This window comes from Ruegeria sp. 6PALISEP08 (assembly GCF_001238295.1).
Lineage (GTDB): Bacteria > Pseudomonadota > Alphaproteobacteria > Rhodobacterales > Rhodobacteraceae > Ruegeria.
In genome coordinates this window covers 154,933-168,233 of the sequence record NZ_LGXZ01000007.1, presented here as the reverse complement: position 1 = coordinate 168,233, position 13,301 = coordinate 154,933, and the positions used below count along the sequence as shown (strand labels likewise).

Annotated in this window: 13 protein-coding genes; 5 read left to right on the top strand and 8 right to left on the bottom strand. The window is 56.3% G+C overall.

All coding sequences use genetic code 11. The features are described 5' to 3' along the window. Nucleotides 1–117: 117 nt before the first annotated feature. Genes ALB80_RS12420 through ALB80_RS12405 form a run of 4 tightly spaced genes read left to right on the top strand, consistent with a single transcriptional unit; the run spans nucleotide 118 to nucleotide 4,593 of the window. On the top strand, nucleotides 118–828 hold the full coding sequence (locus ALB80_RS12420) for a GntR family transcriptional regulator (RefSeq protein WP_050604390.1): 711 nt from the start codon (nucleotides 118–120) through the stop codon (nucleotides 826–828). 8 nt (nucleotides 829–836) lie between these two features. After that, nucleotides 837–1,754 (top strand): dihydrodipicolinate synthase family protein, encoded by a 918-nt coding sequence (locus tag ALB80_RS12415; RefSeq protein WP_050604389.1) that lies wholly within the window; start codon nucleotides 837–839, stop codon nucleotides 1,752–1,754. Nucleotides 1,755–1,759: 5 nt separating this feature from the next. Then, the gene (locus tag ALB80_RS12410; RefSeq protein ID WP_050604388.1) at nucleotides 1,760–3,256 is read left to right on the top strand and encodes an aldehyde dehydrogenase; all 1,497 of its coding nucleotides are present in this window, start codon (nucleotides 1,760–1,762) and stop codon (nucleotides 3,254–3,256) included. After that, complete coding sequence (locus ALB80_RS12405; RefSeq protein WP_050604387.1) at nucleotides 3,253–4,593, top strand: FAD-binding oxidoreductase; 1,341 nt, start codon at nucleotides 3,253–3,255, stop codon at nucleotides 4,591–4,593. Before ALB80_RS12410 ends, ALB80_RS12405 begins: the two co-directional genes overlap by 4 nt. 12 nt (nucleotides 4,594–4,605) lie before the next feature. Here ALB80_RS12405 and ALB80_RS12400 read toward each other — a convergent pair whose 3' ends face one another. The 8 genes from ALB80_RS12400 to ALB80_RS12365 all read right to left on the bottom strand — a co-directional run bounded on the left by ALB80_RS12400 (nucleotide 4,606) and on the right by ALB80_RS12365 (nucleotide 12,200). Next, complete coding sequence (locus ALB80_RS12400; RefSeq protein ID WP_050604386.1) at nucleotides 4,606–4,902, bottom strand: SDR family oxidoreductase; 297 nt, start codon at nucleotides 4,900–4,902, stop codon at nucleotides 4,606–4,608. 324 nt (nucleotides 4,903–5,226) lie between these two features. After that, the gene (locus ALB80_RS12395) at nucleotides 5,227–6,519 is read right to left on the bottom strand and encodes a TRAP transporter large permease (RefSeq protein WP_050604385.1); all 1,293 of its coding nucleotides are present in this window, start codon (nucleotides 6,517–6,519) and stop codon (nucleotides 5,227–5,229) included. Beyond that, the gene (locus tag ALB80_RS12390; RefSeq protein WP_083445288.1) at nucleotides 6,516–7,130 is read right to left on the bottom strand and encodes a TRAP transporter small permease; all 615 of its coding nucleotides are present in this window, start codon (nucleotides 7,128–7,130) and stop codon (nucleotides 6,516–6,518) included. Before ALB80_RS12390 ends, ALB80_RS12395 begins: the two co-directional genes overlap by 4 nt. Nucleotides 7,131–7,214: 84 nt before the next feature. Continuing rightward, nucleotides 7,215–8,219 (bottom strand): TRAP transporter substrate-binding protein DctP, encoded by a 1,005-nt coding sequence (gene dctP / locus ALB80_RS12385; RefSeq protein ID WP_050604384.1) that lies wholly within the window; start codon nucleotides 8,217–8,219, stop codon nucleotides 7,215–7,217. A 203-nt stretch (nucleotides 8,220–8,422) separates the two neighbouring features. Next, on the bottom strand, nucleotides 8,423–8,902 hold the full coding sequence (locus tag ALB80_RS12380; RefSeq protein WP_050604383.1) for a thioesterase family protein: 480 nt from the start codon (nucleotides 8,900–8,902) through the stop codon (nucleotides 8,423–8,425). Beyond that, the gene (locus ALB80_RS12375) at nucleotides 8,899–9,930 is read right to left on the bottom strand and encodes a histone deacetylase family protein (RefSeq protein ID WP_050604382.1); all 1,032 of its coding nucleotides are present in this window, start codon (nucleotides 9,928–9,930) and stop codon (nucleotides 8,899–8,901) included. Before ALB80_RS12375 ends, ALB80_RS12380 begins: the two co-directional genes overlap by 4 nt. A gap of 3 nt (nucleotides 9,931–9,933) precedes the next feature. Further along, on the bottom strand, nucleotides 9,934–10,863 hold the full coding sequence (locus ALB80_RS12370; RefSeq protein WP_050604381.1) for a 3-keto-5-aminohexanoate cleavage protein: 930 nt from the start codon (nucleotides 10,861–10,863) through the stop codon (nucleotides 9,934–9,936). Between the two features lie 2 nt (nucleotides 10,864–10,865). Continuing rightward, entirely contained in the window at nucleotides 10,866–12,200 is a 1,335-nt protein-coding gene (locus ALB80_RS12365) for an aspartate aminotransferase family protein (RefSeq protein ID WP_050604380.1), read from the bottom strand. 109 nt (nucleotides 12,201–12,309) lie between these two features. Between ALB80_RS12365 and ALB80_RS12360 the strand changes: the two genes are divergently transcribed. Continuing rightward, the gene (locus ALB80_RS12360; RefSeq protein ID WP_216597679.1) at nucleotides 12,310–13,284 is read left to right on the top strand and encodes a LysR family transcriptional regulator; all 975 of its coding nucleotides are present in this window, start codon (nucleotides 12,310–12,312) and stop codon (nucleotides 13,282–13,284) included. Nucleotides 13,285–13,301: the final 17 nt, after the last annotated feature.

The following is a 13,301-nucleotide window of genomic DNA, read 5'->3' as shown; positions in this document are numbered from 1 at the left end:
TACTACATATTTTTTTGTTGTACACACTTTGTATTTCTATTAAGCCGTCCACTTAGTGAATTCACAGCGGTGAATCAGTCATCTCTATGGCGCGAAAGGTCCTGAGGGAGGTCAGACATGAAAGACGCGTCGCGGCGCAGAAAACAAAAGCTCTTTGAACACTTGAAAGTGTCAATCCTGACATTGCGCCTGCAACCCGGCGCTGATCTGGACGAAGCGACACTATCGGAGGAGTTTGAACTGTCCCGCACTCCATTGCGCGAAGTGTTCCGGCAACTGGCAGGTGAAGGTTATCTTGAGCTGCGACAAAACCGCGGAGCCCGAGTATCGGGGATGTCCTATACCACCTTGCGGGATTTCTTTCTGGCGGCACCGATGATCTATGGCGCAATCCTGCAGTTGGCCGCCAAGAATGCAAAGCCCACTCAGATAGACCTGTTAAAGCAGGCGCAAGATACATTTAAATCGGCGCTGCATTCCGGTTCGGGTGCGGATCGGGCAATGGCGAATAACCAGTTCCATGAGGTCACCGGCGAAATGGCCGATAACGTCTATCTGTTGCCATCCTTCAAAAGGCTACTGATCGACCATGCCCGAATTGGCATGACGTTCTACCGCCCCCAGGACCAAGTTATGGCCGATAACCTGTCGCAAGCCAGTTCCCAGCATGACGCCATCATCGCCGCCATCGAGGCGGGTGATGAGGCAGCGGCTGCGCAGCTGGCCATTGATCACTGGAATCTCTCACGCGACCAGATCGAGCTGTTCGTCACGCCGTCCGGGCTCGACCTGCCGCTGGGGACTGTGGCGCGCAAAACCCCTGCATGAGGACGTAAATGACTCCCCTGTTCAAATTTGAAGGAATCTACACCCCGGTAGTGACCCCTTATTGCGAGGATGGCAGTGTCAACTGGGATGCTCTGTCGGAGGTGATCGAATTTCTAATCGAAAATGGTGTGCACGGTCTGATTTCGGGCGGATCTACTGGTGAGAACTACTCTCAGACCGTGACCGAACGCCTCGAGTTGGCCAAATTCACCCATGACCGCCTGAAAGGCCGCCTGCCTCTGGTGGTCGGCACGGGGGCAATGATGACGCCAGATTCTATTTATCTGGCTGCAGGTGCGCGTGAAATCGGGGCGGATTCAATACTTCTGGCCAGTCCTGCTTATTCAGTACCGACTGATCGGGAAAACGCGTTGAACGCGCTGGCCATCGACAAGGCGGCTGATCTTCCGGTGATGCTGTACAACTATCCGCACCGGACCGGCACCATGATGGGCGAGGAGTTTCTTGATCGTGTGGGCCGCAGCCGGAATTTCTGCGGCATCAAGGAGAGCTCGGGCGATATCAACCGCGTGCATCTATTGGCGCGGGATTACCCACATATCCAGCTGGGCTGCGGCATGGATGACCAGGCGCTGGAGTTCTTTGCCTGGGGTGCGCCCTTCTGGGTTTGCGGCGGGTCGAACTTCCTGCCGGCGGAACATGTGGCGCTGTACAATGCCTGCGTCGTGGAAGGAAACTTTGACAAAGGTCGCCGTATCATGAGCGCGATGCTGCCGCTGATGCACGTGCTGGAACAGGGCGGCAAGTTCATCCAGACCATCAAACACGGCGTCACCATGAACGGGATCGATGCGGGCATAATGCGCCCGCCGCTGCGCGGTCTGAACAAGGATGACAAACGTGCATTGGAACAGGTCACACGCGTGTTGAAACGCAAAATCGCCGACATCGTGGCAGAAGGATAAGAGACATGGATCTGCTGACACAGGACGAATACAAATCCATTGCCACGGGTCTGGACTTGCCCACCGGCGCATTCATCGATGGCAGCTTTCGTCCGGCCATCTCAGGCAAGACCTTCACGACCATCAACCCTGCCAGCGGCGAAAAACTGACCGATATTGCCGCGTGCGATACCTCAGATGTGGACTTTGCCGTCGAGAAAGCACGCGAGGCGTTCGAGGATGGCCGTTGGTCGAAACTGCACCCCTCCGAGCGCAAGGACGTGCTGATCCGATTGTGCAAACTCATGACCCGCAACGCACGCGAACTTTCGGTGATGGAGAGCATCGACAGCGGCAAGACGATCTTCGATTGTGAAACCGTGGACGTGCCCGAGACCATCCACTGCCTGAAATGGCACGCAGAGGCAATCGACAAGATCTACGATCAGGTCTCGCCGGCGTCTGACGATCATATCGCCATGGTTATCCGCGAGCCCATTGGTGTCGTGGGGCTGGTGCTGCCGTGGAACTTTCCGCTGTTGATGCTGGCATGGAAAATCGGCCCGGCCCTTGCTGCGGGCTGTTCGCTGGTCATCAAACCAGCTGCTGAAACCACCCTGACCGCGCTGCGCGTGGCAGAGCTGGCGATGGAAGCCGGTGTGCCTGCCGGCGTGCTGAACATCCTCCCCGGAAGCGGAGCCGATGTGGGTGAACCCATCGGGCGACATATGGATGTCGACATGGTCTCGTTCACCGGCTCGACAATGACGGGCAAACGCTTTCTTACCTATTCGGCGGAATCGAATGCCAAAGAGGTCGTGCTTGAGATGGGCGGCAAGAACCCGGCCATCGTGATGGACGATGCCGAGAACCTGGACCGCGTCGCCCAGCATCTGGTCAATGGCGCGTTCTGGAATATGGGTGAGAATTGCTCGGCCAGTTCGCGCCTGATCGTGCATAAAGATGTGAAGAACGAATTGCTGGACCGAATTGCACATCACGCCAAGCAGTGGAATATCGGTGACCCGCTGAACCCGGAAACGCGCATGGGTGCGTTGGTTTCTGAAGGTCATTTCAACAAGGTGTGCGGCTATCTGGAACAGGCAGAAAACGTCCTTATCGGCGGCAAAGCCGATAAGGGCTTTGTTGAGGCGACGGTCGTCGAAGTATCTGATAACGAAGCCATTCTTGCCCGCGAAGAAATCTTTGGCCCTGTGTTGTCAGTCATCGAGGTATCCGGCTTTGACGAGGCTATCTCGGTCGCCAATGACACGGAATACGGGCTCTGCGCGTCGATCTTCACCGCCAATGCAAAACGCGCCATCCGAGGCGCCCGTGCCCTGCGCGTCGGAACCGTCACAGTGAACAGTTTTGGCGAAGGAGACATCTCGACACCGTTTGGTGGCTACAAGCAATCCGGCTTTGGCGGGCGCGACAACTCGATCCATGCCCATGATCAGTACACCCAGTTGAAGACCATCTGGATAGATCTGGCAGATGATGCGGATGAGGCTGTGGATTGAGCCGGTATGACGCCAAACGCCTGCCCCGACAAACGGGATCGGCGGGATGGAATGCAATCCTGCCGCCACAGACACCTCTACCCGAGCTCGACGACGATCTGACAGCAGATATAACGATCATCGGAGGCGGGTTCGCGGGCCTAAGCGCCGCGCGGCGATTGCACCAGATCGACCCATCTCTGAAAGTCGTCCTGTTGGAGGCTGGGCGCTTTGCCGAAGGGTCCGCCGGGCGCAATTCAGGCTTCATGATTGATCTGCCGCACGATCTGGCCTCGGAGAATTATACGAGCGCGGGGTTGGAGGCGGATCGGGCCAGTATTGCGCTGAACCGGCAGGCGATTGCTTTTGCTTCCCAGGCTGCGGCAGAGTGCGAATTGTCGGAGGAGATGTTCGATCCCTGCGGCAAGATCAATGCTGCCGCAACACCGGCGGGTGACCGGCATAACGCCGATTATGCCGCGCATCTGGCGCGTTTGGGTGAGCCTTGCGAGATGTATGATCAGCACCAGATGCGGGCTTTGACGGGCAGTCCACATTATACTTCGGGCCTGTTCACGCCAGGGACGGTGATGATCCAGCCTGCCGCGTATATCCGGGCGCTGTCGGCACAGTTGGCGCGCCGGGTCAGGGTCCATGAGAATTCAGCAGTGACCGGATTCAGCAAGCAGAGCAGCGGCTGGGTGGTCGAGACCGGGAAGGCGCGGGTGTCGACAGGGCGAATCGTGCTGGCCAATAACGGGCATCTTGAGAGTTTCGGCTTCTATCAGCGACGCCTGATGCACGTATGCCTCTATGCTTCGATGACGGAACCGCTGAGCGAGGCGCAGATCGCAACGCTGGGCGGGCAGCCACGCTGGTCGGTGACACCTGCGGACCCAATGGGAACCTCGGTGCGGCGGGTTTCAGGTCGCTATGGAGATCGTATTCTGATCCGGAGCTGTTCCAGCTTTCACCCGACGATCGAGACCAGTTCGATGCGTCTGCGCAATGCTGGTCGGGTACACGACCGCAAGTTCAAGGAACGCTTCCCGCATCTGCCTGATGTACGGATGGAACACCGCTGGGCCGGAATGCTGTGCCTCAGCCGTAATGGATCAGCCGCATTCGGTGAGCTTGAGACGGGCGTTTATTCTGCCTGCTGCCAAAACGGTTTGGGCCTCGCCAGAGGGACATTGCAGGGTATGGCCGTGGCGGAATTGGTCACTCAGGGCGGGTCGGACATCGCCGACCACTTTCTGGCCCAACCGATGCCGCCACGTCTTCCGCCGGAACCGTTCGCGTCGCTGGGGGCAAACAGCTATCTGATCTGGAAAGAATGGCGATCCGGGGCTGAATAGCCGTCGGACCGTTTATGGCAGGCTGAATTGCGTCATCCGTCCGCCATCCACCGTGTAAACCTGACCGGTGATGAAACCGGCCTCGTCCGAGGCCAGAAACGCGAAAAGTGCCGCCACCTCATCCGGCGCGCCTGTCCGGCTCACCGGATGAATGCGGTCGATTGCCCGGCGGAAGGCGTCGGGGTCATCTATGCTTTGGATGAAATCAATGTTCAGTTCAGTGTCGATCCACCCTGGTACTGCGCTATCCGAGAAGGACAACCCGATCAAATTGGCAATGCTGCAGCTTTCGAAAAGTCCCGCCGTCATGCAATGATTGCAAGGCGCATATGTGTTTTTTGATGGTGTTTTCGTCTCAAAGTTTCACCTATCTATGCGTCGTTATGGCAGCTCCTGTAGAGGATCGGAACAATGAACAACGTTGTAAAAGACACACTGGGTATCGCGGCTTTGGTGGCAGTAACCGGAGTATTTGTTGGTCTGCATTCTTGGATGTACGTCCTCTGAATACCCATCGCCGCAGGTTCTGCGCCGGGCAGGCCAGCTGCGAGCGACAAGTTAGGGGCTTTGATGCTCCGAACAATGAGAAAGGCGCCCGAACCCGGGCGCCTTTGTACATTTTCGATCTTCGTACTAGCGGCTTAGCAGCAAGTCCGGCAACCACAGGGCCAATTCAGGAATGAATGTCGTCAGCATCAGCGTCGGCAGCCAGGCAAACACGATGAAAACCAATGTCGGCCACAACATCTTTGAGACCGGCGTATCGCAGATTTGAGCCCCAAGATAAAGCAACGGAGCCGTCGGCGGCGTGATATTGGCCATCCCAAGATTGACACCGATGATCGCGGCAAAATGGATCGGATCAACTCCGACACTTTGGGCGATCGGCAGCAGGATCGGAGTTGCCAACAAAAGGCCCGAGATGTCGTCCATCAGCATCCCGATCAGGATCATCACCACGTTGATCATCAAGAGGATAATGACCGGGTTGTCCGAAACAGAATAAACCATGTCCTTGGCCAGTTGCGGAGCGCCCTGCGAGATCAGATTGTCCGACACGATCAGAACCATGAAAATCATGACCATGACCACACCAATGGTCACGCCTGAGTTCTGGATCGTCTGCGCCAGGGTCTTCCAGGTCAGGCCACGATAGAAGTAGATCGCAACCGGGATCGCATAGCAAACCGCGATGCCTGCGGCCTCTGTCGGGGTCATGATGCCGCCATAAATACCACCCAGAATGATAATCGGCATCATCAGTGCAGGCCCGGCCAGGCGGCCTTGACCCAAGAGAGCAGGCATGAACGGATCAGGACGAGCCGTCAGTTGGATATCGTCATACTTCCGCAGCATGAACTGGTTGGTAATGATCAGAAGCGTAATCAGGATGATCGCGGGGATGACCGTAGACAGGAAGCATTTCAACACGTGTTGCTGTGCCACCCAGCCATAAAGGATGTGCGACGAGCTGGGCGGGATCAAAAGGCCTAAGGGGCTTGCCGACACGATCAGTGCCGCGGATTGCCCTTTCGGATAGTTCGCCTTTTTTAGGTGCGGCATCATGATGCCACCGATACAGGTTAGCGTCGCATTGGCACTGCCCGAGATCGAGCCGAAGACACCGCAGGCCAGCACGGATGCCGCGTTCAAACCACCTTTGATGTGACCGATGAACATCTCGGCCAGCGCCACCAGGGGGGCTGCAATCCGGCCTTTCTCCATGATGCCGCCGGCAATCATGAAGAGCGGAATTGCCAGCAGCACCAGAGAGCGGATCCCGGTTGCACCGGTCGGCAAGTAGCCCGTAATGGACTGATCCCCAACCAGTGCAATGAAAATCAGAACAGCTCCAAACGCCACATAGACGCTGACGCCCAGCAAGAGCATCAGACAGACAATAATAAGACTTCCGCCGATAATCATTTCGCGGCTCCTTTAAGGGTTTCGGACCGCAAAGGAAGACCGAGCCCCTTTCGGATATGCACGTAAAGATATGCAGCTGTGAACATCGCCATGAAGCCAAATGCGCACATGATCGCGATACGCCAGGTAACAAAAGGAATGCGCAACACCGGCGTCGACCTCAACCGTGGGAACGAGAAGTCGTCCAGCAGCGACACGTAGCAGGCATAAACCATAAAGAGGATTATAAGCAGTTCGACCAACAGCACTACGAATCCGCGCCACCAGATCATCCGAGGGTTATGGATCACGATGCCCAAGATGTCGGCGTTGATGTGCAGGTTGCGTGCAGATGCCAGAACCGCTCCGGCAAAAAAGCCCACGATAGAGAAGGCCAAAAGCCATTCTTCGTAAGCAAAAAGATCGCCGCCAAAACCGTATCTGATCACAACAACAGCACCAAAGGTGAAGGCCATCAGGAAGCCACTGGCCATCACGATCTGTCGCATAACAAATGCGATCAATTTCATGGGATACCCAATGATCGGTGGAAGTTCGTCCGTGACTTTCTGCGGTTTTTCGGCGTCGTCGTCGCCGACATACGTCGTCATGTCATCTTTCTCAATCGACATGCCTGTCCCCCCGCTTTTTTCTTTTTTGTGAGTAAATAGCGAAAGGGCCGGCAATTTTGCCGGCCCGATTGATTGTGCTGACTATCAGTTTTTGCTGGCCAGCAAACGGTCGATCACATCCTGGCCAACGTTCTGGGCCATCATCGGCCAGATCTGTTCCTGGATATGTGCGGCCATCGCGGCCTGTTCTTCGTCGTTCAGGGACAGGATGGTATAACCTTTTTCGACCAACTTCTCTCCAAACGCCGCATCGTTGTCGCGGTTATACTGGAAGAAGTCGTCCGACGCCTTGGTCATGGCTGACTGCAGGGCTTCGCGCTGCTCGTCATTCAGCTTGTCCAGAGTACGCTGCGACGCGTAGAACGTCGTCAGTTCCGAGATAGAGTTATACTCGATAAAGTGGGTGCCAACATCCGACTGGGCGAAGATAGAATAGGTTGCCGTTTTGGTGCAGCAGATCGCGCCATCAACAATACCTGACTGGATCGCAGGGAAGATATCGCCCCACGCCATGGTCGTGGCCTGGAAACCAAGCGCTTCCACCATGCCTTTAACGGCGGGCGACGACCATACACGAATGTTCATGCCTTTATCGTCGAACGTGTTCCAGTTGGTCGGCTCTTGAGTAGCCACGATGCCAACAAACCCTTCAGGGTTCTGTGCCATAACGCTCACACCGTACTCGTCGGTGATCTCCTGCAGGATCTTGTTATATTCGGAGTCCATGTTGCGCATGATGTTGTCCATGTCATCCCAGCCACCCACGAGGAACGGCATCGACAGGAACTCAAGGCGCGGGTCGGTGTCGGCATAGATGAATGCCGCCGCCAGATCGATATTACCCCGCGCCACATCTTCAAAAAGCGCCTCGCCCGAGCCAAGCTGGTTGGCCGGGAAAACTTCGATTGTCAGTCCGACATCAGCGGCAGCAACATCAGCGGCCACCTGCTCCATCATCTTGGTGCCCTGGTGGTCAATCGGGAACACACCGGCAAAGCGCAGTTTCATATCTTCTGCCAGCGCTGCGGTGGACATCAGCGCGCTTACGGCGCCAAGCATCAGGCCCTTGGTGACATATTTGAATTTCATCTAGATTTCTCCCAGTTTGCGGTTCTTATTTCGTTTGGCATCTTTTGCTGACCGCTGCAAATTATTGCGTTTGGTCACACTATGCGAACACATATCGCAGTGCAATTTGATTCAAGGCTTGTTTTTGCTTGGATCGGGTTCCTCTCTATTTAGGATTTTTTCGGGGTGAGGTTTCTGGTGCCTGCGAGCGTAAGCTCGATCCATTATCGTCTCATCAAACCGATTGGCCGACCAATTTCGGCAGGGCGGGCGATCGGTTTGTGTTCAGCCGCCAACGCGGCGATTCGGGTTTGAATGTCTGCCGGATAGGGGGCGGAGCGGCGTGTGCCGTGATCGACATTCATGAGAACCTGTTCCATCACGCAGACAGTTGTTTGATCTTTCAGCTTTATCATCGATCCCGCGATATGCAGGCGTTTAGCATCGGAATCCAATAGTAGAAACCGGCAGAGAAACTCATCGCCTGCCAAAAGCTCACCCAGGTAGTGGACGTGGTTTTGGAGTGCAAATGGCCCGGCGTTACAGGCCTTCACGAAACTGGGGCCAATACCCAGTTCTTCGTCCAGCATGACGTCCAGTGCTTCGTCAAAGGCCATCACGTAGTAAGCCAGATTCATGTGGCCATTGTAGTCAATCCACGCTTCGGGTACCTGACGAATTTCTGATGTAACTCCGTGGGTCATGGGGTGCCGTCCGCAAACCCGCTGAGAAACGCATGCAGGTTGTCACCCAATTCGTTACAGAGGTACCCTCCTTCCTGAACAATCACTGTCGGGAGACCGAGTGCGGCCAATTCTTTTCCGATCTCGGAAAAACCGGAGGTCGATACCGTCAGCCCACCAAAGGGGTCGCCCTCGTAGGCGTCGAGGCCAAGCGCAATCACAACAGCGCCCGGCGCGAAATTTCGCACATGAGCCAGGCCGTCCCGCAGACCCTTCATGAATCCGTCGGTCCCGGTACCGCGTGGCAGCGGAACGTTCAGATTGTAACCGTGCCCTGCACCTTCTCCGACCTCGTGCGCGTGGCCCCAGAAAAACGGATAGAACCGGGCGGGATCCGCATGGATGGACAGTGTAAACACGTCGTCGCGCGCAAAGAAAATGCCCTGCGTGCCGTTGCCGTGATGCAGATCAACATCGATGATTGCAACGCGGTCGTGGGTCTGCCGCAGAAACTGGGCAGCAATGGCACTGTTGTTAAGGTAGCAAAAGCCACCCGCGAGATCGATGAAACAATGATGCCCCGGCGGGCGGCACAGCGCGTAGGCCACGTGATCCCCGTTCAGAACGACCTCAGCCGCGGACGCGGCGCAATTTGCGGACCAGCGCGCCGCCTCCCAGGTATGTTCACCAATCGGGCAGGACATGTCGGTGATATGAAATCCGGCCTGTCCCACCGCTGACAATGGATAGCTGGCGGTGCGGCGATCCGGGTGAATGTTCGGGAAGATCTCGGGCGTCGCATCGGGAATGCGCTTCCAACGCTCATGAACCGTTGACAGAAATTTCAAATAGACGGGACTGTGAACCGCCGCGATGGGGCCAAGCCCGTGATCCATCGGCACATGCAGGTCATGCCCACCGGCAGCCACGCCCGAAAGCAGTTTTTCTAACCGCTCGGGTGTTTCGGGGTTGGGTTGCATGACACCATTCACCAGGAAACCGCTTGGATTGTGTTGGCTTTGCCGTTTCTGATCCGAAAACACCTTCATGTGTCAGAACCCCACCTTGTCTGCGCCTTTGAGGCTGAGCATCTTGCGTGTCTCAGCCGGAGTTGCGATTTCATATCCCAGCTCTTCCAGAACGCGCCGGATTTTTCTGACCTGCTGGGCGTTGCTGGTGGCCAGTTCCCCGCGCCCGATCATCAGGCTGTCTTCGAGGCCTACGCGTACATGCCCGCCCAGAATGGAGCTCATCGTGGCGAGCGGCATCTGCTGCCGTCCTGCCGCAAGTGCCGAAAACTCGTACGCATCGCCCAGAAGACGGTCAGCAGTTTCCTTGAGGCTCATCAGACTGTGCGGGCTTGCATCGATCCCACCAAGAACCCCCATGACGAATTGAAGAAATACCGGTCGCACAAGGCGATTTTGCTTCAGGTAGAAAGCAATCGTCTGGATATGGCCCACATCGTAGCATTCGCATTCAAATCGCGCGCCCGCCTCATCACCAAGCATCCGAAACACGGTTTCGATGTCATGAAACGTGTTCTTGAACACTGTGTCACGGGTGTTTTCAAGAAAACTTTCCTCCCAATCATAGGCCCAGTCCGAATATCGGTCCTTCATCGGGAAAAGCCCGAAATTGACTGACCCCATGTTCAGCGAACACATCTCGGGTGCCAGTTCGGCGGGGGCTGACAAACGCTGTTCCACGCTCATCTGGGAACTGCCGCCGGTGGTCAGATTGATGACCGCATCTGTTGCGTTCTTGATCCGGGGCAGGAACTGGCGAAAGACGTTGATATCAGCACTTGGGCGCCCGGTTTCCGGGTCGCGCGCATGCAGGTGTAGGACAGACGCGCCTGCCTCAGCGGCCTCGATTGCCGAAGTCGCGATCTCGGCGGGCGTCACCGGGAGGTAGGGGCTCATGCTCGGGGTGTGGATCGAGCCGGTGATGGCGCAAGTGAGAATGATCTTTTGTGCCATGGCTAGCACTCCAATCCGCATTCTCGGGAAAAGGCCCCGAGACTGTCGTCAAGAATGTTCAGGATTTCATTGATCTGAGGTTCAGTCACAATCATCGGTGGACACACAAGGAAGTGGTCGCCCTCCACCCCGCCACGGGTGCGGCGCGAATACGTGATCAGATTTCGGTCGTAACAAAGCTCCACAAGCCGCTCATAGGCGTTCAGGTTCTTGGGCAGCGGTGCCATCGTTTCACGATCCGAGACAAGTTCGAATGCGGTCAGCAAGCCCTTGCCGCGTACATCACCAATGAAGGCATAGCGCTTCATCAGGTCCCGAAGGCCCTCCATCAGCACATCCCCCATGATGCTTGCATTGGTCATCAGGTCATGCCGTTCGATCTCGTCCAGAACCGCAAGCCCCGCCGAACAGGCCAGCGGGTTTCCCGCATAGGTATGCCCGTGCGCGAACCCGCCGGTATCAAGCACCGTGCCGACCATTCCTTCGTCGGCGATCATTGCCCCTAACGGCGCATAACCCGCACCAAAGCCCTTGGAAAGCGCCACGAGGTCCGGACGCACATTCCAATGATCGGACGCCAAAAACGCCCCAGTGCGTCCGACGCCTGACATCACCTCGTCCATGATCAGCAGAACGCCGAACTCGTCACAAATCTCGCGCACTCTGGCGTAATAACTGTCGGGCGCCACCAGTGCCCCAGTGGACGCGCCGCCTACGGGTTCCATCGCAAAAGCCAGAACGGTTTCGGGCCCCTGAGCGATGATCTCATCTCGCAGCATCTCGGCATATTTCAATCCCCTGTCATGGTCTGACAGGTTGTCACGATCCAGATAACAGGTCGGCGCAGGGATTTTCGGCATATCTTTGTACAGCGGCCCAAAGGCATTTGTCAGCGGCCCGTAGCCGGTGATTGCCAGCGCCCCCAGCGTGGACCCGTGATAGGAGGGAAAGCGCGAGATCACTTTCCAGCGGCTTGCCTGATCTGACGCGACGGCCCATTGCCGCGCGAATTTAACGCAGGATTCAACCGCCTCGGACCCTCCAGAGACAAAGAACACCTTGCTCAACCCATCCGGCATACGATCAGCAATCGCTGTCGCCAGATCTTCCGCTGGTGCGTTTTCGAAATGCAGCCGGTAGGCAAAAGTGGCGCTGTTCATCTGCGCCATCATCGCGTCCAGAACGCGCGGGTTGGAATGGCCGATATTGCTGACCATGGCACCGGATGATCCGTCGATAAACCGTTCTCCGTTCTTCGCCCAGATATAAATCCCTTCGGCGCGCTCGACTTCGGGGCGGCGCGTACGGTTCTGGTAAAACAGGTTCGATGTCTTCAAAGGGCTCCTCGCTTCGGTATTTTTGGTAGAACAACGCCAAGCATAACCTTGTGTTTAAAAGTGACATGGAGCAAATAGATAATGCGAGTTATTATTATTGATGAGATCAATGATGAACGCCACTGATCAGGAAAAGCTGATCCGGGAACTGGATTGGAACTTGCTGCGCACCTTCATGTTCATTGTGCAGGAAGGCAGTATCACGCTTGCGGCAAAACGCCTTATGCGCCGCCAACCCTCGGTCAGCCAGGCTCTCAAACGGTTGGAGACCCGGTTGGGCACGCCATTGATCGATCGCAGCCCCTCGCATTTTCGCGTCACCCCGGCGGGGCAGAGCCTCTATAAGGAATGCTTGGAAGTGTTCGGCAGCCTGGCGCGGACCATTCAGAGTGCACAGAGTACCGAGGACACCGTGACAGGCACGGTCAAGCTCGCCTTGCTCAGCCGAATAGAAAACGAATTCTTCGATCAGGTCCTTTCGGATTTCCACCGACAATTTCCCGAAGTCAACTTTGACATTGAGGTCATGTCGAGCAAGGACGTGCGCCAGGCCGTGCTGACCAAATCTGCGTCTCTTGGGGTGTGCCTCGTACATGACGCACACTCGAACCTAATGCATGATGTATTGTTCCGCTCATTTTTTGGGTTCTATTGCGGACCCAGCCATCCTTTGTTCGGGCAACGTGACCTTTCGCTGGACGATTTGCGAAATCACTCGTCTGTGTCCTTTCGGACCGATCAACTTTGGGATGCGCTGCGTCCGGTGGCGTTGCTGCGCGCGCAGCATAAGCTGGATAACAGGGTAATCGGCTACACATCCGATCTGGGAGAGGCCCAGCGTATGATCAGCGCGGGCCTTGGGTTTGGGCCGCTCCCCAACCATGTTGCTGAAAGGTTTGTCAGGCGTGGCAAGCTTTGGCGATTGCCCCCATATGAAAACACGCTGGCGATTGATATTCATCTGGTTCACCATAAGGATGCCCGCCTGAACCGGGCGGAACACGCCCTTCTTGAGATGTTTCGTGCGCGACTCAACAGCGTCCCGCTCACCGAGCGTAGCCGCAATCTGGCTGTGGCCGGGTAATGGGCAGACCGCAGCAA